Origin of the sequence: Pseudomonas sp. TWRC1-2, from assembly GCF_049896685.1 — a bacterium.
Classification (GTDB): domain Bacteria; phylum Pseudomonadota; class Gammaproteobacteria; order Pseudomonadales; family Pseudomonadaceae; genus Aquipseudomonas.
In genome coordinates this window covers 444,330-462,901 of record NZ_JAFCUU010000006.1, presented here as the reverse complement: position 1 = coordinate 462,901, position 18,572 = coordinate 444,330, and the positions used below count along the sequence as shown (strand labels likewise).

16 protein-coding genes are annotated in these 18,572 nt (G+C 59.9%); 11 read left to right on the top strand and 5 right to left on the bottom strand.

The genetic code is table 11. From position 1 onward, the window contains the following. Positions 1-88: 88 nt before the first annotated feature. Together pyrC and rnt are read left to right on the top strand one after the other, a co-directional pair. Positions 89-1,135 (top strand): dihydroorotase, encoded by a 1,047-nt coding sequence (gene pyrC / locus ACP7B3_RS19945; RefSeq protein ID WP_426180373.1) that lies wholly within the window; start codon positions 89-91, stop codon positions 1,133-1,135. Then, positions 1,132-1,803, top strand: coding sequence for a ribonuclease T (gene rnt, locus ACP7B3_RS19940; protein ID WP_017137041.1), 672 nt, complete (start codon positions 1,132-1,134; stop codon positions 1,801-1,803). The genes pyrC and rnt overlap by 4 nt, the downstream gene beginning before the upstream one ends. A gap of 323 nt (positions 1,804-2,126) precedes the next feature. Here rnt and ACP7B3_RS19935 read toward each other — a convergent pair whose 3' ends face one another. Continuing rightward, a complete protein-coding gene (locus tag ACP7B3_RS19935; protein WP_057724790.1) occupies positions 2,127-2,729 on the bottom strand; it encodes a peroxiredoxin in 603 nt (200 codons plus the stop codon). 242 nt (positions 2,730-2,971) lie between these two features. Here ACP7B3_RS19935 and ACP7B3_RS19930 point away from each other — a divergent pair, with 242 nt between their 5' ends. Further along, on the top strand, positions 2,972-3,190 hold the full coding sequence (locus ACP7B3_RS19930; RefSeq protein ID WP_078047118.1) for a bacterioferritin-associated ferredoxin: 219 nt from the start codon (positions 2,972-2,974) through the stop codon (positions 3,188-3,190). Positions 3,191-3,390: 200 nt separating this feature from the next. Further along, complete coding sequence (gene bfr, locus ACP7B3_RS19925; RefSeq protein ID WP_106577268.1) at positions 3,391-3,861, top strand: bacterioferritin; 471 nt, start codon at positions 3,391-3,393, stop codon at positions 3,859-3,861. Positions 3,862-3,963: 102 nt separating this feature from the next. Here bfr and grxD read toward each other — a convergent pair whose 3' ends face one another. Further along, positions 3,964-4,302 carry a Grx4 family monothiol glutaredoxin gene (gene grxD, locus ACP7B3_RS19920; RefSeq protein ID WP_106577269.1) on the bottom strand — a complete coding sequence of 113 codons (339 nt, stop codon included), beginning with the start codon at positions 4,300-4,302 and terminating at the stop codon, positions 3,964-3,966. An 86-nt stretch (positions 4,303-4,388) separates the two neighbouring features. Further along, complete coding sequence (locus ACP7B3_RS19915) at positions 4,389-6,497, bottom strand: molybdopterin oxidoreductase family protein (protein WP_426180369.1); 2,109 nt, start codon at positions 6,495-6,497, stop codon at positions 4,389-4,391. Positions 6,498-6,920: 423 nt separating this feature from the next. Here ACP7B3_RS19915 and argF point away from each other — a divergent pair, with 423 nt between their 5' ends. Both argF and ACP7B3_RS19905 read left to right on the top strand, forming a co-directional pair. Continuing rightward, positions 6,921-7,841: an ornithine carbamoyltransferase gene (gene argF / locus ACP7B3_RS19910; RefSeq protein ID WP_145161561.1), complete on the top strand. Its 921-nt coding sequence runs from the start codon at positions 6,921-6,923 to the stop codon at positions 7,839-7,841. Then, on the top strand, positions 7,838-8,947 hold the full coding sequence (locus ACP7B3_RS19905; protein WP_426180367.1) for an ABC transporter ATP-binding protein: 1,110 nt from the start codon (positions 7,838-7,840) through the stop codon (positions 8,945-8,947). Before argF ends, ACP7B3_RS19905 begins: the two co-directional genes overlap by 4 nt. A gap of 148 nt (positions 8,948-9,095) precedes the next feature. Here ACP7B3_RS19905 and ybaK read toward each other — a convergent pair whose 3' ends face one another. Then, positions 9,096-9,566, bottom strand: a complete 471-nt coding sequence (gene ybaK / locus ACP7B3_RS19900; RefSeq protein ID WP_426180365.1) for a Cys-tRNA(Pro) deacylase — start codon at positions 9,564-9,566, stop codon at positions 9,096-9,098. Positions 9,567-9,892: 326 nt separating this feature from the next. Here ybaK and ACP7B3_RS19895 point away from each other — a divergent pair, with 326 nt between their 5' ends. The 4 genes from ACP7B3_RS19895 to glpD all read left to right on the top strand — a co-directional run bounded on the left by ACP7B3_RS19895 (position 9,893) and on the right by glpD (position 14,969). Continuing rightward, a complete protein-coding gene (locus ACP7B3_RS19895; RefSeq protein WP_145161555.1) occupies positions 9,893-10,747 on the top strand; it encodes an MIP/aquaporin family protein in 855 nt (284 codons plus the stop codon). 80 nt (positions 10,748-10,827) lie between these two features. Beyond that, the gene (gene glpK, locus ACP7B3_RS19890) at positions 10,828-12,333 is read left to right on the top strand and encodes a glycerol kinase GlpK (RefSeq protein ID WP_242194415.1); all 1,506 of its coding nucleotides are present in this window, start codon (positions 10,828-10,830) and stop codon (positions 12,331-12,333) included. Between the two features lie 95 nt (positions 12,334-12,428). Then, a complete protein-coding gene (locus tag ACP7B3_RS19885; protein ID WP_010212755.1) occupies positions 12,429-13,184 on the top strand; it encodes a DeoR/GlpR family transcriptional regulator in 756 nt (251 codons plus the stop codon). A 246-nt stretch (positions 13,185-13,430) separates the two neighbouring features. Beyond that, the gene (gene glpD / locus ACP7B3_RS19880) at positions 13,431-14,969 is read left to right on the top strand and encodes a glycerol-3-phosphate dehydrogenase (RefSeq protein WP_242194419.1); all 1,539 of its coding nucleotides are present in this window, start codon (positions 13,431-13,433) and stop codon (positions 14,967-14,969) included. 48 nt (positions 14,970-15,017) lie between these two features. On the opposite strand, the gene ACP7B3_RS19875 is transcribed toward glpD, so the two are convergent. Then, complete coding sequence (locus tag ACP7B3_RS19875; protein WP_426180362.1) at positions 15,018-15,743, bottom strand: tetratricopeptide repeat protein; 726 nt, start codon at positions 15,741-15,743, stop codon at positions 15,018-15,020. Between the two features lie 121 nt (positions 15,744-15,864). Here ACP7B3_RS19875 and ACP7B3_RS19870 point away from each other — a divergent pair, with 121 nt between their 5' ends. Then, the gene (locus tag ACP7B3_RS19870; protein ID WP_242194425.1) at positions 15,865-18,186 is read left to right on the top strand and encodes a TonB-dependent receptor; all 2,322 of its coding nucleotides are present in this window, start codon (positions 15,865-15,867) and stop codon (positions 18,184-18,186) included. The last annotated feature ends 386 nt before the right edge of the window (positions 18,187-18,572 follow it).

The window sequence follows — 18,572 nt, the reverse complement described above, 5'->3', positions numbered from 1 at the left end:
GGTAGCGTCCTGCAAAACTTGATAGCGAGTGCCTGCAAGAGTCTTTTCCGGTAGCATTCCCACCAGATTGACCCGCCTGGAATCCCCAATGTCCGACCGCCTGACCCTGCTGCGTCCCGACGACTGGCATATTCATCTTCGCGATGGTGCTGCGTTACCCCAAACTGTGGCCGATGTTGCGCGCACGTTTGGCCGCGCCATCATCATGCCTAACCTGGTACCTCCGGTGCGTAATGCCGCTGAAGCCGACGCCTATCGCCAGCGCATCCTCGCTGCACGGCCGGCCGGCAGCCGCTTCGAACCGTTGATGGTGCTTTACCTCACTGACCGCACCCAGCCTGACGAAATTCGCGCCGCCAAAGCGACTGGTTTCGTGCACGCCGCCAAGCTGTACCCAGCCGGCGCGACCACCAACTCCGACTCCGGCGTGACCAGTATCGACAAGATCCTGCCGGCCATCGAAGCCATGGCTGAAGTCGGTATGCCGCTGCTGATTCACGGTGAAGTCACCCGTGGCGATGTCGACGTGTTTGATCGCGAGAAGATCTTCATCGACGAGCATATGCGCCGTGTGGTCGAGCTGTTCCCGACGCTGAAAGTGGTGTTTGAACACATCACCACCGCCGACGCCGTGCAGTTTGTGACCGAGGCTTCGGCCAATGTCGGTGCGACCATCACCGCGCATCACCTGCTCTACAACCGCAACCACATGTTGGTGGGCGGGATTCGGCCGCACTTCTATTGCCTGCCGATCCTCAAGCGCAACACTCACCAAGTGGCCTTGCTGGACGCCGCCACCAGCGGCAGCCCGAAGTTCTTCCTCGGCACCGACTCCGCGCCGCATGCCCAACACGCCAAAGAAGCCGCGTGTGGCTGTGCCGGTTGCTACACCGCGTATGCGGCGATCGAGCTGTACGCCGAAGCGTTTGAACAGCGCAATGCCCTGGACAAGCTCGAAGCGTTCGCCAGCCTCAACGGCCCGCGCTTCTACGGCCTGCCGGCGAATACCGACCGCATTACCCTGGTTCGTGAAGACTGGACCGCCCCTGCCAGCCTGCCGTTTGGCGAGCTGACTGTTATCCCGCTGCGCGCCGGTGAAACACTGCGCTGGCGCCTGCTGGAGGAAAGCAAGTGAGTGAAGACCATTACGATGACGAACACGAGCACAGTGGCGGCGGTTCCCGTCACCCGATGGCCGAGCGGTTTCGCGGCTATCTGCCGGTGGTCATCGATGTAGAAACCGGTGGCTTCAACTGCGCCACCGACGCCTTGCTGGAAATTGCCGCGACCACCATCGGCATGGATGAGCAGGGTTTCGTGTTTCCGGAGCACACCCACTTCTTTCGTGTCGAGCCGTTCGAAGGCGCGAACATTGAAGCAGCCGCTTTGGAGTTCACCGGGATCAAGCTCGACCACCCGCTGCGCATGGCGGTGAGTGAAGAAGCGGCGCTGACCGATATCTTCCGTGGTGTGCGCAAGGCGTTGAAGGCCAATGGCTGCAAACGCGCGATCCTGGTCGGCCATAACAGCAGCTTCGACTTGGGCTTCCTGAATGCCGCCGTGACGCGGTTGGACATGAAGCGCAACCCGTTTCACCCGTTCTCCAGCTTCGACACTGCTACCCTCGCGGGCCTGGCGTATGGCCAGACCGTACTGGCGAAAGCCTGTCAGGCAGCCGGTATCGACTTTGACGGTCGTGAAGCCCACTCGGCTCGCTACGACACCGAGAAGACGGCCGAGCTGTTCTGCGGCATCGTCAACCGCTGGAAGCAGATGGGCGGCTGGGAAGACTTCAACGACTGAGGCTTGCCCGAGCGCTGTTGTGGCGAACGGGCTTACTGTGGCGAGCGGGCTCGCCCCGCGTTGGGCTGCGCAGCGGCCCCAGAACCAGACAACGCGGTTCGCCAGATGAATCGCGGCGGTCTAATTGGGGCTGCTTCGCAGCCCAACGCGGGGCAAGCCCGCTCGCCACCACAAGCTTGCTCGCCACAACATACTCACTCACCACAACATACCCACTCGCCACAACAGCCCTCCAGCCACTGAACACCCGTCGCCACAGGGTCATTTCCCGCGCATAAAAAAACCGGCCATCTCAGGCCGGTTTTTTTTGCTTCGAACGTGGCTTACAGCTTGCCGGCGTTCTCGGTCAGGTAAGCCGCAACACCTTCGGTGGAAGCGGTCATGCCTTTGTCGCCTTTTTTCCAGTTGGCAGGGCAAACTTCGCCGTGCTCTTCATGGAATTGCAGCGCGTCGACCAGACGGATCAGCTCTTCCATGTTACGGCCCAGCGGCAGGTCGTTGATGATCTGCGAGCGCACAACGCCCTTGTCGTCGATCAGGAACGCGCCACGGAAAGCCACGCCGCCTTCGGATTCAACGTCGTAGGCCTTGGCGATGTCGTGCTTCATGTCGGCAGCCATGGTGTATTTGACTTTGCCGATGCCGCCATCATTGATGGCGGTGTTGCGCCAGGCGTTGTGAGTGAAATGGGAGTCGATGGAAACGGCTACCACTTCAACGTTGCGCGCCTTGAAATCGTCCATGCGGTGGTCCAGAGCGATCAGCTCCGACGGGCAGACGAAGGTGAAGTCCAGCGGGTAGAAGAACACCAGGCCGTATTTGCCTTTGATGGCTTCAGACAGTTTGAAGCTGTCTACGATTTCGCCATTGCCGAGGACGGCAGGTACGTCGAAATCCGGGGCTTGTTTGCCGACGAGTACGCTCATTGGTTATCTCCTGATGCAGGGGTGACGATTGAAGTAAAAGGACCGGCCCAGTCTGACGCGCATAAGCGACAGCCCTGTGACGCGGTCGCGCTTCGTGAAGACCGACCATCATACACTGAAAAAACCGTTCGTCAGCGCACGGGCGGTGCCCGGCAATACCCTACGAATCTACTTTGACAATCATTCTCGTTAACATTAAGATCCATCGCACTTAAGCCTTAAACCCGCGATGGTTCTCCCTTATGTATGTCTGCCTCTGCACTGGCGTCACCGACGGACAAATCCGCGAAGCAATCTACGAAGGTTGCTGCAGCTACAAGGAAGTACGTGAAACCACCGGCGTTGCCAGCCAGTGCGGTAAATGTGCTTGCCTCGCCAAGCAAGTGGTACGGGAAACCCTGACGCAGCTGCAAACCGCTCAGTCGGCGCTGCCCTACTCAGCAGAATTTACACACGCTTAAATAGCGTGTTTTGAAGAACCGGACTTAGTGTCCGGTTTTTTTATGCCCGCAATTCAATTAGTTAGCGTCAAGACGCGGAACACAAACATTCTTATTCCGATTAATTTTCATTTACTATTCAATAACTTAGGTTTGACACTAGGGATTTCGCCGCTCAAACTCCGCCTTATATACAGCTATTACAGGGCAGGACCCCAGTCATGAAAGGCGACATCTCAGTCATCCAGCAACTCAATAAAATCCTTGCCAATGAACTGGTCGCGATTAATCAGTACTTTCTGCATGCACGCATGTATGACGATTGGGGCCTGGAAAAGCTCGGCAAGCGTGAATATAAAGAATCCATCAAGGCCATGAAAGACGCGGACGCGCTGATCAAGCGCATCCTGTTCCTGGAAGGCCTGCCGAACGTGCAGGACCTGGGCAAGCTGAACATCGGCGAGCACACCCAGGAAATGATCATCAGCGACCTGAAGTTCGAACAGAAAAGCCACAGCGACCTCAAGGCCGCCATTGCACACTGCGAAACCAAGGGCGATTTCGGCAGCCGTGAACTGCTCGAAGACATTCTGGAAGACCAGGAAGAACACATCGACTGGCTGGAAACCCAGCTGGGCCTGATCGACAAAGTCAGTCTGGAAAACTACCTGCAATCGCAGATGGGTGAATAACCCGTAGTCAACAGGCCATAAAAAAGCCCCGCTCTCTTTCGAGAAGCGGGGCTTTTTATTGACTGACGCATTGCAGACGCCGGCTAGCCGACGCCTGCAGGATTACGCGTCGGTCTTGGCGGCGGCGTTTGCCGCGGCTTCTTTGATCAGCGCTTGCAGCGAACCATCCGCAGCCATTTCAGTGATGATGTCACTGCCGCCGACCAGCTCACCGGCTACCCACAATTGTGGGAACGTTGGCCAGTTGGCGTACTTCGGCAGGTTGGCGCGGATTTCAGGGTTTTGCAGGATATCCACGTAGGCGAATTTCTCGCCGCACTGCATGATGGCCTGGGAAGCCTTCGCGGAGAAACCGCACTGAGGAGCGTTTGGCGCGCCCTTCATGTAAAGCAGAATGGTGTTGTTGGCAATCTGCTCTTTGATCGTTTCGATGATATCCATGGAACACCTCGGCTGGAACTTTGCGACTCACAGGTCGGCACGGTGGCGCATTGTAACGCAAAATTCCAGCCCGGTGGTCGGGCGCCTCAGGCAGCCGCTACCTGCACCGGCACACCGTTGAGCGCGGCGTTGCCGGATAACTCGTCCAACTGCCGCTCGTCGGTGAGGTCATTCGCACTCGCCCCTGGCTGCCCGCTGGCGATGCTCATCTGCACGCCTGGGCGTCCATGCCCCCAGCCATGAGGCAGGCTGACCACGCCGGGCATCATGTCCAGGCTGGCCACCACTTCCACTTCGATCATGCCGATGCGCGAACTGACGCGCACCCGCTGACCATCGCTCAATTGCCGACTGGCCAAGTCATCAGGGTGCATATGCAACTGGTGCCGAGGCTTGCCCTTCACCAGACGGTGATAGTTATGCATCCACGAGTTATTGCTGCGCACATGACGACGGCCAATCAGCAGGAGTTCGTCCACCACCGGCACAGGGTGCGCCGCGAACCGCACCAAATCAGCAAGGATCACCGCCGGCGCCGCCTGCACCTGGCCATTGGCAGTCTTCAAGCGCGTGGCGAGATTGGGCTTGAGCGGCCCCAGATCCACGCCGTGCGGATGGTCCGCCAGCATCGCCACCGATAGTTTGTGATCAGAGGCGTCACCGTAAGCCCCGGCACGCAAACCAAAGTCAATCATCTGCGCCGGCGCCATGGTCGGTTTGAGCGCCACGCCTGTCTGCGCCGCAAAGGCCTTGGCCAGGCCGACAAAGATTTCCCAGTCGTGCAGCGCGCCTGCAGGCTTAGGCAGGATCGCGCGGTTGAACCGAGTGACGTTGCGCACGGCGAACATATTGAAGGTGGTGTCGTAGTGATCGTTTTCCAGCGCCGACGTGGACGGGAGGATCAGGTCGGCGTATCGCGTGGTCTCGTTGATATAGAGGTCGATGCTGACCATAAACTCAAGCCCGTCCAGTGCCTGCTCCAACTGGCGACCGTTTGGCGTCGACAACACCGGGTTGCCGGCCACGGTCACCAAGGCGCGGATCTGACCTTCGCCTTCGGTGAGCATTTCTTCTGCCAAGGCGGACACCGGCAACTCACCGCCATATTCCGGGCGTCCGGACACGCGACTCTGCCAGCGATTGAAATGGCCGCCACCGGTTGACGCCACCAGGTCCACGGCCGGCGAGGTGCACAAGGCGCCGCCGACACGGTCCAGATTGCCGGTCACCAGATTGATCAATTGCACCAGCCAATGGCACAGCGTACCGAAGGCCTGGGTGGACACGCCCATGCGCCCGTAACACACCGCCTTGTCCGCTGCGGCAAAGTCCCGCGCCAGCTGGCGGATCTGTTCGGCAGGCACTGCGCATTGGCGGCTCATGGCTTCAGCGGTGAACCCGGCAATCGCGCGGCGCACGTCTTCAAGGCCTTCGACCGGCAAGTGGCTTTCACGCGTCAGGTTCTCGGTAAACAAGGTGTTGAGTAAGCCGAACAACAGCGCCGCATCGCCTCCAGGGCGCACGAACAGATGCTGATCGGCGATCGCCGCCGTCTCGCTGCGGCGTGGATCAACCACCACCACACTGCCGCCCCGCGCCTGGATGGCCTTGAGGCGCTTCTCTACGTCAGGCACGGTCATGATGCTGCCGTTGGACGCCAGCGGGTTGCCGCCCAGGATCAGCATGAAATCGGTGTGATCGATATCCGGAATCGGCAGCAGCAGGCCGTGGCCGTACATGAGATGACTGGTGAGGTGATGTGGCAGCTGGTCCACCGAGGTCGCGGAAAACCGATTGCGCGTCTTGAGCTGCCCAAGGAAGTAGTTGCTGTGGGTCATCAACCCATAGTTGTGCACGCTGGGGTTGCCCTGATACACCGCCACTGCATTCTGCCCGTGCCGGGCCTGGACGCCCGCCAGGCGCTCAGCGACCAGCGTGAACGCCTCGTCCCATGGGATCGGCTGCCATTCGCTGCCCACACGTAACATGGGCTGGTGCAGGCGGTCCGGGTCGTTCTGGATGTCCTGCAACGCCACGGCCTTGGGGCAGATGTGCCCACGGCTGAAGGTGTCCAGCGGGTCACCCTTGATCGAGGTAATCGCCAGGCTGCCGTCGTCGGCCTGGGTGGTTTCCAGGGTCAGGCCGCAGATGGCTTCACACAGATGGCAGGCACGGTGGTGGAGAGTCTTGGTCATGGCCAGTCTCTTTATTGGGCTTTGGCCCAACTATGACCCCTCACCTGAGCGCACACCAGTAAGGTTCGCCCCGTGAATCGACAGGCATCAGGCCAGACCATGAGCAAATGTTTCAAAACCTTGCGAAGAGCCACCGAAACCGACGCAGCCTGGCCTGCGCCCGCCCCCACGCATTGCAAAAGGTCTCAGCGCCAGTGTACAAATGGCCCGCTGCTGTCAGGAATCAGTCTTCAAAAGCGCTTCAGCGCCCTTCTTGAACACCCTTAAAAACCGTAGCCCTATTGGTAAGACGCGACATTTAATTATAAGATCGCGCCTTCCCCCATTTCGTCGCCCCGTGCGGCTTTCGCCGCAGGTCTCGCCCGTTGTCACAATAAACAAGGCTTTGAGTATCTGCGGTCTGTTGCAAAAAGGTAGTTAATGATGAGCGCAAGGCACTTTCTCTCCCTGATGGATTGCACGCCCGAAGAGCTGGTCAGCGTGATCCGTCGAGGCATTGAGCTTAAAGACCTGCGTAACCGCGGCGTACTGTTCGAGCCTTTGAAAAACCGTGTGCTCGGGATGATTTTCGAGAAGTCGTCGACCCGCACCCGCGTGTCGTTCGAAGCCGGCATGATCCAGCTGGGTGGCCAAGCCATTTTTCTGTCTTCGCGCGATACCCAACTGGGCCGCGGCGAGCCGATTGCCGACGCTGCGCGCGTAATGTCGCGCATGCTCGATGCGGTGATGATCCGTACCTTCGCGCACAGCACCGTGACCGAATTTTCCGCCAACTCTCGGGTGCCGGTGATCAACGGCCTGTCCGATGACCTGCACCCCTGCCAGTTGCTGGCCGACATGCAAACCTTCCTTGAGCACCGCGGTTCGATCCAGGGCAAGACCGTGGCCTGGATCGGCGACGGCAACAACATGTGCAACAGCTATATAGAAGCGGCGATCCAGTTCGACTTCCAACTGCGTGTTGCCTGCCCGGAAGGCTACGAGCCTGATGCACGTTTCCTGGCTCAAGCCGGCGACCGTGTCACCGTCGTGCGCGACCCGCGTGACGCGGTGATCGGCGCGCACCTGGTGAGCACCGACGTGTGGACTTCCATGGGCCAGGAAGAAGAAACCGCTAAGCGCCTGGCCCTGTTCGCACCGTACCAAGTGACCCGCGCCCTGCTCGACCTGGCCGCACCGGACGTGCTGTTCATGCACTGCCTGCCCGCCCACCGTGGCGAAGAAATCAGCCTTGACCTGCTCGACGATGAGCGTTCGGTCGCGTGGGACCAGGCCGAAAACCGCTTGCACGCCCAGAAAGCGTTGCTTGAATTTCTTGTCCCGCCGTCGTACCACCACGCATGAGCCAGCCATTACTGCTGAACCTGCGCAGTCTGGCATGCGGCTATCAAGACCAACGCGTGGTGCAGAACCTCAACCTGCACCTCAACGCCGGCGACATCGGCTGCCTGCTCGGCTCATCCGGTTGCGGCAAAACCACGACCTTGCGCGCGATTGCCGGGTTTGAACCGGTGCACGAAGGTGAAATCAGCCTGGCCGGCGACGTGATCTCCAGCGCCGGCTTCACCCTCGCGCCGGAGAAACGCCGGATCGGCATGGTGTTCCAGGACTACGCACTGTTCCCGCACTTGAGCGTGGCCGACAACATCGCCTTCGGCATTCGCAAGCACCCGCAAAAAGACCGCGTGGTTGCCGAGTTGCTCGAACTGGTCAACCTGAAGAACCTGGGCAAGCGTTTTCCCCACGAGCTTTCCGGCGGTCAGCAACAACGCGTCGCCCTCGCCCGCGCCCTGGCGCCGGAACCGCAACTGTTGCTGCTCGATGAGCCGTTCTCCAACCTCGACGGCGAACTGCGGCGCAAGCTCAGCCACGAGGTGCGCGACATTCTCAAGACGCGCGGCACCAGTGCAATTCTGGTCACCCATGATCAGGAAGAAGCCTTCGCCGTGAGCGATCAGGTCGGCGTGTTCAAAGAAGGCCGCCTTGAGCAGTGGGACACGCCCTACAACCTCTATCACGAACCGCAGACGCCGTATGTCGCGAGCTTTATCGGCCAGGGTTATTTCATCCGTGGCCAGTTGAGCTCGCCGGAATCGGTCAGCACCGAACTCGGCGACCTGCGCGGTAACCGTGCCTACACCTGGCCCACGGGCGGCGCGGTGGATGTATTGCTGCGCCCGGATGACATCGTTTATGCACCGGACAGCGCGTTGAAAGCGCGGATTGTCGGCAAGACGTTCCTTGGTGCCTCGACCTTGTACCGCCTGCAATTGCCGACCGGTGCACAGTTGGAGTCGATTTTCCCAAGCCATGCGGATCATCAAGTGGGTGCGGATGTAGGAATTCGTGTGGCGGCTGAACATCTGGTGTTGTTCCAGGCGTCAGGCAGCGTTGCGGCGCAGGTTGCGCAGTCCGAGTCCGGGGTAAGGCGTTACAGCCCCGTTAACTGACGAAACTGACTCAACAGGTGGACGCTGGCTTCTGTGGGAGCTGGCTTGCCTGCGACAGCATCACCTCGGTCTGACTGAGAGACCGAGGCGCTTGCATCGCGGGCAAGCCCGGCTCCCACAGTGGATGTCATGTTTTCAACAGTGAAATTCAGGCCCGGCCAATCGACGCAAATGTGGCCTGGGTATGCTCAGCCAACACCGTCGCCGGCAGTTCAACTTCCAATCCCCGCCTCCCGGCACTGACAAAAATCGTTGCGAACGGCTGCGCCGTCACGTCGATAAATGTGCGCAAACGCTTTTTCTGTCCCAACGGGCTGATGCCGCCCAACAGGTAACCGGTGGAGCGTTGCGCCGCTGCGGGGTCGGCCATTTCGACCTTTTTCACCCCGGCCGCATGGGCGAGCGCCTTTAAATCCAGACTTCCGACGACCGGCACCACCGCCACCAACAATTCCCCTTTCTCACTGCTGGCCAGCAAGGTCTTGAACACCTGCGCGGGGTCGAGCCCCAACTTTTCCGCAGCCTCCAGCCCATAGGAGGCTGCCTTGGGATCATGTTCGTAACTGTGGATATGATGTTCGGCACGAACTTTTTTCAACAGGTCCAGTGCGGGGGTCATGGCTACTCCGGGCGTGGAAAACAGAGGGCCAATTCTAGGCCAAGCCCGAACAAAACGCTCTAGTGCGCCACTCCCGCAGGCGTACTGGTAGACGCAAGCGTGATCATTCATCAGACCAATAGTTCGAAAATGACCGATGGTTCACTTTCGACCTTTGACAGCCGTCATTCTTGTCTATATTTTTTCGTTTCCGAATACTGTAGGAATAGCACCTGCGGTACTCCAGCAATAAGCCATGGCCTGGATGGGGATCCTCGCCAAGGTGAAAATCGCGCAACAGCCCGTTGAGGCCGCGCGCCAAACAAGAACAACAATCGAGGTTTGCCATGACAACTGCTCTTCAACAGCCTTCACTTTCGAGCCAATGCATGGCCGAATTCCTGGGGACTGCGCTTCTGATCTTCTTCGGTACAGGATGTGTCGCTGCGCTCAAGGTCGCGGGTGCCAGCTTTGGGTTGTGGGAAATCAGTATCATCTGGGGGGTCGGCGTCAGCATGGCGATCTACCTGAGCGCCGGTATTTCCGGGGCTCACCTCAATCCGGCGGTGAGTATCGCCCTGTGCATTTTCGCCGATTTCGAAAAGCGCAAACTGCCCTTCTATATCCTTGCCCAGGTCGCCGGCGCCTTTTGCTCCGCCGCGCTGGTGTACACGCTGTACAGCAATCTCTTTTTCGATTACGAACAAACCCACCACATGGTTCGCGGCTCCCAGGCCAGCCTGGAGCTGGCGTCGGTGTTCTCCACCTACCCGCATGCCCTGCTGAGCACAGCCCAGGCATTTCTGGTGGAAATGGTCATCACCGCCATCCTGATGGGCGTGATCATGGCCCTTACCGACGACAACAACGGCCTGCCACGCGGCCCGTTGGCCCCGCTGCTGATCGGCCTGTTGATCGCGGTGATTGGCAGTGCCATGGGCCCACTGACCGGCTTTGCGATGAACCCGGCGCGGGATTTCGGGCCCAAGCTGATGACCTTTTTCGCCGGCTGGGGTGAAATTGCCTTTACCGGGGGCCGCGATATCCCTTACTTCCTGGTTCCGATTTTCGCGCCGATTGTCGGCGCCTGCCTCGGTGCTGCGGCCTATCGCGGGCTGATTGCCCGCCATCTGCCGAGCGCCGCACCTGCTATAGATGAAACACCTGACACGGCTGTCAACGGCAAGACGCGTATTTCCTGATAGCGCCAGCCTGGTCCCACTGCCCCTTTGCGGCCCAGGCTGATTCCTTACTCTCTTATTTTCCGTCCAAGGCAATCGACATGACCGACATTCAGAATAAGAACTACATCATTGCCCTTGATCAGGGCACCACCAGTTCGCGGGCGATCATCTTTGACCGTGACGCCAACGTGGTCTGCACCGCCCAGCGCGAATTCACTCAGCATTACCCACAAGCCGGCTGGGTCGAGCATGACCCGATGGAAATTTTCGCCACCCAAAGCGCGGTGATGGTCGAGGCCCTGGCACAAGCCGGCCTGCACCATGACCAGGTCGCTGCCATCGGTATCACCAACCAGCGTGAAACCACCGTGGTCTGGGACAAGATCACCGGCCGCCCGATCTACAACGCGATCGTCTGGCAATGCCGGCGCAGCACCGAGATCTGCCAGCAGCTCAAGCGTGATGGCCACGAGCAATACATCAACGACACCACCGGCCTGGTCACCGACCCGTACTTCTCCGGCACCAAGCTCAAGTGGATCCTCGACAACGTCGAAGGCAGCCGTGAGCGTGCGCGCAATGGCGAGCTGCTGTTCGGCACCATCGACAGCTGGCTGATCTGGAAATTTACCGGCGGTAAAACCCACGTTACCGATTACACCAACGCCTCGCGCACCATGCTCTTCAACATCCACACCCTGGAGTGGGATGCGAAGATGCTGGAGATTCTCGACGTGCCGCGCGAAATGCTGCCGGAAGTGAAATCCTCGTCGGAAATCTACGGCCGCACCAAAAGCGGCATCGCCATCGGCGGCATCGCCGGTGACCAGCAAGCGGCCTTGTTCGGCCAAATGTGCGTCGAAGCGGGTCAGGCCAAGAACACCTACGGCACCGGCTGCTTCCTGCTGATGAACACCGGCGACAAAGCCGTCAAATCCCAACACGGCATGCTCACCACCATCGCCTGCGGCCCCCGCGGCGAAGTGGCCTACGCTCTGGAAGGCGCGGTATTCAACGGCGGCTCCACCGTACAGTGGCTGCGTGACGAGCTGAAAATCATCGCCGATGCTACCGACACCGAATACTTCGCCGGCAAGGTCAAAGACAGCAACGGCGTGTACCTGGTCCCGGCCTTTACCGGTCTGGGCGCTCCGTACTGGGACCCGTATGCGCGTGGCGCGCTGTTCGGCCTGACCCGTGGCGTACGGGTTGATCACATTATTCGTGCAGCCCTGGAGTCGATTGCCTACCAGACCCGCGACGTATTGGACGCCATGCAACAGGACTCCGGCGAACGCCTCAAAGCCCTGCGTGTGGACGGCGGCGCAGTCGCCAACAACTTCCTGATGCAGTTCCAGGCCGACATTCTCGGCACTCGGGTCGAGCGCCCGCAAATGCGCGAGACCACCGCCCTCGGCGCCGCTTACCTGGCCGGCCTGGCCTGTGGTTTCTGGGGCAGCCTGGACGAGTTGCGCGGCAAGGCCGTGATCGAGCGCGAGTTCGAACCCACGCTGGACGAAGCCGCCAAAGAGAAACTCTACGCCGGCTGGCAGAAAGCGGTAAGCCGTACCCGCGATTGGGAACCGCACGAAGGCGCTGAATAAGCCAAGCGCCGGACCCACATAGGGTTGTAACTGGCGGGGAGCGGCGTGCTGCGTCATCATGGGCCACTTTTGTATGGCAGCCCAAAGGACGCCCCATGAATCTGCCTCCCCGCCAGCAACAAATCCTCGAACTGGTCCGCGAACGCGGCTATGTCAGTATCGAGGAGATGGCGCAGCTATTTGTTGTCACCCCGCAAACCATCCGCCGCGATATCAACCAACTGGCGGACGCCAATCTGCTGCGCCGCTACCACGGCGGCGCGGCCTATGACTCCAGTGTCGAGAACACCGCGTACGCCATGCGTGCCGACCAGATGCGCGATGAGAAACAACGCATCGGCGAAGCCATTGCCGCACAAATTCCTGATCATGCCTCGCTGTTCATCAATATCGGCACCACCACCGAATCGATCGCGCGCGCGCTGCTCAATCACAATCACCTGAAAATCATCACCAACAACCTCAACGTCGCCACCATGCTCAGTGCCAAGGACGACTTCGACGTGCTGTTGACCGGTGGCAATGTGCGCCGTGACGGCGGTGTGGTCGGTCAGGCGAGCGTCGATTTCATCAACCAGTTCAAGGTCGACTTTGCACTGGTAGGCATCAGCGGCATCGATGAAGACGGCAGCTTGCTCGACTTTGATTATCAGGAAGTGCGGGTTTCCCAGGCGATCATTGCCAATGCACGCCAGGTGATTTTGGCCGCCGACTCCAGCAAGTTCGGGCGCAATGCCATGATTCGTTTGGGGCCGATCAGCCTGGTGGACTGTTTGGTGACCGATCAACAGCCGGTGCCAGCGTTGGTGCAGTTGTTGAACCAGCACAAGGTTCGGCTGGAAGTCGTTTAGCGCCGTTACCGGCGCCATCGGGGGCAAGCCCCCTCCCACATTGGAATGCGATCAACCTGTGGGAGGAGGCTCGCCCCCGAAGGCGATCTATCTAACACCTTCATGTTCACAAATTTTCCTTTTCCAGCCCTTCGATGAGTTTTTTCAATCGAAGTCGGCTGGCTGTGCGCGCATTTATCAGCTACCATTTTCGCAAATGAACATTAATGTTCGAATTCCAAGACGAAAAGATCGCGAGGCTAGCCGATGAACCCTTCCACCTTGCCTGCCCCACCGCTTGCCGAAGTCTATGACGTTGCCGTAATTGGTGGCGGGATCAATGGCGTCGGCATCGCAGCAGACGCAGCCGGTCGCGGTTTGTCGGTATTCCTTTGCGAAAAAGACGACTTGGCCAGCCACACGTCATCGGCCAGCAGCAAGCTGATCCACGGTGGCCTGCGTTATCTCGAACATTACGAATTCCGCCTGGTGCGCGAAGCACTGGCCGAACGCGAAGTGCTGCTGGCCAAGGCCCCGCATATCGTCAAGCAAATGCGTTTCGTGTTGCCGCACCGCCCTCACCTGCGCCCGGCGTGGATGATCCGTGCTGGCCTGTTCCTTTACGACCACTTGGGCAAGCGTGAAAAACTCGCCGGTTCCAAGAGCCTCAAATTCGGCCCTGACAGCCCGCTGAAAAGCGAAATCACCAAAGGCTTCGAATACTCCGACTGCTGGGTCGATGACGCCCGCCTGGTGGTGTTGAACGCCATGGCCGCCCGCGAAAAAGGCGCGCATATCCACACCCAGACCCGTTGCATCAGCGCGCACCGCAACAACGGCATGTGGGAAATGAACATGGAACGCGCCGATGGCAGCCTGTTCTCGATCCGTGCCCGCGCCCTCGTGAACGCCGCCGGCCCATGGGTCGCCAAGTTCATCAAGGAAGACCTGAAGCTGGATTCGCCTTACGGCATCCGCTTGATCCAGGGCAGCCACCTGATCGTGCCGAAACTGTACGAAGGCGCCCACGCGCACATTCTGCAGAACGAGGACCAGCGCATTGTCTTCACCATTCCGTACCTCAACCACCTGACCATCATCGGCACCACCGACCGTGAATACACCGGCGACCCGGCGAAAGTAGCGATTACCGAAGGTGAAACCGACTACATGCTTAAGGTGGTAAATGCCCACTTCAAGAAGCAGCTGAGCCGCGACGACATCGTCCACACCTACTCCGGCGTGCGCCCGCTGTGCAACGACGAGTCGGATAACCCGTCGGCCATCACACGCGATTACACCTTGTCGCTGTCTGGCGGCACTGGCGAGGCGCCAATCCTGTCGGTGTTTGGCGGCAAGCTCACCACCTACCGCAAACTCGCCGAGTCGGCGATGGCTCAGCTGGCGCCGTTCTTCACACAGATGCGTCCAAGCTGGACGGCCACGGCCAGCCTGCCGGGCGGCGAGAACATGACCACGCCAGAAGCGCTGGCCGAGGCCATTCGCGCCAAGTTCAACTGGGTGCCGGCCGAGATCGCGCGTCGTTGGTCCACCACTTATGGCAGCCGCACCTGGCGCTTGCTCGAAGGTGTGCAGTCACTGGCTGACCTGGGCGATCACCTGGGTGGCGGCCTGTACACCCGCGAAATCGATTACCTGTGCGCCGAGGAATGGGCCACGCAAGCGCAGGACGTGCTGTGGCGCCGTACCAAGCTCGGGCTGTTCACCACCCCAGAGGAACAGGCCAACGTGCAGCGTTACCTGTCCAAGGTCGAGCAGAACCGCGCGAAGATCGAAGCGGCCTGATCAGTCCGTTGTGAAAAGCCCCTGCGCCGAAAGGTCCAGGGGCTTTTTTTATGCCTGCAGCGCCTGGCGCTGATACCGCAGGCCCATGTCACGAATCCCGCCGAGAGTGGAGCCCAGCAACACCGGATAAGCCGCCTGCAAAAAAACCGGTGTTGCCGTTGCCAGCGCGCGCTCCAGCCACAGGCAGGCCTGGCGCTCATCGCCGGTTTCGGCCAGCTCGGCAGCGTGGTTGTATTGCCCGCGAAAATCGCCCGCCTCGGCTGAGCGCTGATACCACTGCCGCGCCAGTTGCACATCCCTGGGCACCACGACGCCCTCATGGTGGAACCGCCCCAGCAGGTTCATCGATTTGGCGTGCCCTTTGGCCGCCGCCTGCACGAACAACTCATACGCTGCGACAAGGTCGCGCTCCACACCGCGACCGCGCGTCAGCAACTGGCCGTAGTTATACAGCCCCCAATCCAGCCCAAGGTCGCCAGCTTTGCGGTAATGCACGGCGGCGTCCGGCAGGTCGATTTCGCAACCCCAGCCATTTTCCAGGCAGCGCCCGATCATGTTGATCGCCATCGGGTGGCCCTGACGTGCGCCGATGCGAAACCAGCTCAGTGCCAACGCTTCGTCCTTTTGTATGCCCCGACCATCCAGCAGCAACTGACCCAAGATCGCCTGCGCATCGGCATCACCCAGTTGCGCAGCCTGCATCACCCAACGCGCATACGCGCGCGGGTTATCACCGATTTCACCCGATTCATTGCCTGGTCGCGTGCTCTGCATGCTCGTCTGCACTCTCTCAAACTGACAAAAATTTCATGAATCATCCTGTTACAAAGTATTACATTTGAGATCGTTTATCAATTACGATCACCTCTCAATTCCAACAACACGAGACTATTCAATGGCTACCGGGATCAGTTCTGCCCCCCATTCATCGCGGCATTTGCTCGCGTCGGCGGTGGGCTTGGCAGTGGCTGCGCAAGGAGGATTCAGCTATGCAGCGCAGACTGCAGATGACGGCACAGGTGTAATTGAGCTCGGCGCGACAAGTATCGAAGGTCAGGCCCCAAGCCAGAGCGCTTACAACCCCGTAGCGCCTTCCTCCCCCAAGTACACCGAGGCGCTGCGTGATACACCGCAGACGATTACCGTGGTGCCCAAGGAAGTCATTCATGATCAAAACCTGCTGACCCTGCGCGACGTGCTCAGCACCGTGCCGGGCATTACCTTCGGAGCCGGCGAAGGCGGCAGCGGTTACGGCGACAGCATCAACCTGCGCGGTTTCTCGGCCAGCGGCGACATCTACGTCGACGGCGTGCGCGACAGCGCGCAATACAGCCGCACCGACCCGTTCAACCTGGAACAGGTCGAAGTCGTCAGCGGCGCAAGTTCGGTGTATTCAGGTTCCGGCGCGGTCGGTGGCACCATCAACCTGGTGTCCAAGCAGCCGGAATTACACGACAAAACCACGATCAGCGCCGGCATCGGCACCGATAACTACAAGCGCACCACGCTGGACACCAATCAGCAACTCAACGACACCACCGCGTTCCGGCTCAACCTGATGGCGCATGGTAACGATGTGCCGGGCCGCGATTATGAAGATTACTCGCGCTGGGGCATTGCGCCCTCCATCGCCTTTGGCCTGGGCACGCCGACGCGCGTTACCGTCAGTTATGAACACCAGAAAGATGACAACACGCCGCAGTACGGCATCCCCATCTACAACGGCAAACCGATGCCGGGTGTGGGCTGGAGCGACTACTACGGTTACCACAACATCAATGACCAGCAGATCACCTCGGACGCGTTCAGCCTGAAACTTGAACACGACTTCAACGACGCCGTGTCAGTGCGCAACTTCACCCGCGTCGAGCGCGTGCGCCAGGACCTGCGCGCCTCCGGCCCCGAAGGTGCCCAGGCCGGCTGCCTGGCCAGCGGCACCCAGATAACGGGCGCGCCCTGCGCCGCCGGCCTCAAGCCTGGCTATTTCCAGCCAAGCGGCGGTTCGCTGGGCAACGAGCGCAACACCCAGAACAAAATGTTCACCAACCAGACTGACGTAACCAGTCACTTCAGCACGGGCTTCATCGACCACACACTGGTGACAGGCATCGCCATCAGCCGCGAGGAATACGAGGCGGATACCGGCAAATGGCTGACCAACAGCAACGGCAGCACGATCGTTCCGCCGCCGGTCAGCTTCAGCGACCCCAACTCGGACTGGACCGGCCCCGTCAACTTCACCCGTGCGGCCCACGTCGACGGTGCGCTGAACAACCGCGCCGCCTACGCCTTCGACACGCTCAAACTCAACCCGCAATGGGAAATCAACGGCGGTTTGCGTTACGAGCACAACGCCGGCAGCTCGGTCACCAATGCCTACTCCAGCACCGGCGTGGAAACGCCCGGCGTTCGCTACGGCCAAGCGGACGACCTGACGTCCTATCGCCTGGCACTGGTGTACAAACCGGTGGAAAACGGCAGTTTCTACATCGCCTACGGCAACAGCAAGACGCCGTCGCAAGCCAGCGTCAATGGTGGCTGCTTCACCCCGGCCAAAACGTCCAGCGCGCCCACCAACAACTGCAACGTTGCCCCGGAAACCGCCGTCAGCTATGAGATCGGCACCAAGTGGGACTTCCTCGACAATGCCTTGTCGGTCACCGGCGCGATCTTTCGCAATGACCGCACCAACTACAAAGTCGCCGATCCCGACCCGACCAACCTAAGCGGCACGCAGTCGCTCGACGGGAAAGCACGTGCAGACGGCGTGGCGCTCGGCCTGAGCGGTGCGATCACGGACAAGTGGAAGGTCTTCGCCAACTACACCTACTTGGATACCCGCGTATTGCGCAGCGCCAGCGACTTCACCCTGGCCACCACCGGTTTCGACGCGCAGAAAGGCGAACCGCTGCCGTTCACGCCTAAACATGCGGCCAGTCTTTGGACGGTGTACGACCTGCCCTACGACTTTCAGGTGGGCTACGGCATCACGGCGCAATCCAAGCAGTACCTGGTCAGCGCCGCCGGGGCACCGACTGCGCCGGGCTACGCCGTGCAGCGCGCGATGCTCGGCTACAAGGTCAACAAACAGCTGAACCTGCAGTTGAACGTCAACAACCTGTTCGACAAGGAATACCTGACGCGCATCCGTAACAACGGCTGGGCGGTGCCGGGTGATGGGCGTGCGGCGGTTGTTTCGGCTGACTATACGTTCTGATTGGGGGGGTGTTTTGGGGGGTATATCCGTTGTTTGGGTGATGGCTGATATGGGTTCCGCCCTTACGGCGGGCCACTTTTGAAAAGAGCCCAAAAGTAACCAAAAGGCTCTTGCCCCACCACTCGGCACCTCGCTTAGGCTCGGTGTGCCTAAGATCAAAATCAAAAGCAAAGCACGGCGGCCTGGTAGCCGACCTGATTCTGGAACCTGAACTCAATCAAATGTGGGAGCTGGCTTGCCTGCGATGGCATCTACTGGTTATGCCTGATAAACCGAGTTGTCTGCATCGCAGGCAAGCCAGCTCCCACAGAAAAGCAAAGCAGTGCGGTGGTGGAGGCTGAACTCGGTCAACTTGTGGGAGCGGGCTTGCTCGCGAAGGCGGTGGG

What these genes read in the sequence shown, in the direction of transcription:
- pyrC (WP_426180373.1), top strand. Translation starts at nt 89, where the DNA reads ATGTCCGACCGCCTGACCCTGCTGCGTCCCGACGACTGGCATATTCAT.
- ACP7B3_RS19935 (WP_057724790.1), bottom strand. Translation starts at nt 2,729, where the DNA reads ATGAGCGTACTCGTCGGCAAACAAGCCCCGGATTTCGACGTACCTGCC.
- ACP7B3_RS19930 (WP_078047118.1), top strand. Translation starts at nt 2,972, where the DNA reads ATGTATGTCTGCCTCTGCACTGGCGTCACCGACGGACAAATCCGCGAA.
- bfr (WP_106577268.1), top strand. Translation starts at nt 3,391, where the DNA reads ATGAAAGGCGACATCTCAGTCATCCAGCAACTCAATAAAATCCTTGCC.
- grxD (WP_106577269.1), bottom strand. Translation starts at nt 4,302, where the DNA reads ATGGATATCATCGAAACGATCAAAGAGCAGATTGCCAACAACACCATT.
- ACP7B3_RS19915 (WP_426180369.1), bottom strand. Translation starts at nt 6,497, where the DNA reads ATGACCAAGACTCTCCACCACCGTGCCTGCCATCTGTGTGAAGCCATC.
- argF (WP_145161561.1), top strand. Translation starts at nt 6,921, where the DNA reads ATGAGCGCAAGGCACTTTCTCTCCCTGATGGATTGCACGCCCGAAGAG.
- ACP7B3_RS19905 (WP_426180367.1), top strand. Translation starts at nt 7,838, where the DNA reads ATGAGCCAGCCATTACTGCTGAACCTGCGCAGTCTGGCATGCGGCTAT.
- ybaK (WP_426180365.1), bottom strand. Translation starts at nt 9,566, where the DNA reads ATGACCCCCGCACTGGACCTGTTGAAAAAAGTTCGTGCCGAACATCAT.
- ACP7B3_RS19895 (WP_145161555.1), top strand. Translation starts at nt 9,893, where the DNA reads ATGACAACTGCTCTTCAACAGCCTTCACTTTCGAGCCAATGCATGGCC.
- glpK (WP_242194415.1), top strand. Translation starts at nt 10,828, where the DNA reads ATGACCGACATTCAGAATAAGAACTACATCATTGCCCTTGATCAGGGC.
- ACP7B3_RS19885 (WP_010212755.1), top strand. Translation starts at nt 12,429, where the DNA reads ATGAATCTGCCTCCCCGCCAGCAACAAATCCTCGAACTGGTCCGCGAA.
- glpD (WP_242194419.1), top strand. Translation starts at nt 13,431, where the DNA reads ATGAACCCTTCCACCTTGCCTGCCCCACCGCTTGCCGAAGTCTATGAC.
- ACP7B3_RS19875 (WP_426180362.1), bottom strand. Translation starts at nt 15,743, where the DNA reads ATGCAGAGCACGCGACCAGGCAATGAATCGGGTGAAATCGGTGATAAC.
- ACP7B3_RS19870 (WP_242194425.1), top strand. Translation starts at nt 15,865, where the DNA reads ATGGCTACCGGGATCAGTTCTGCCCCCCATTCATCGCGGCATTTGCTC.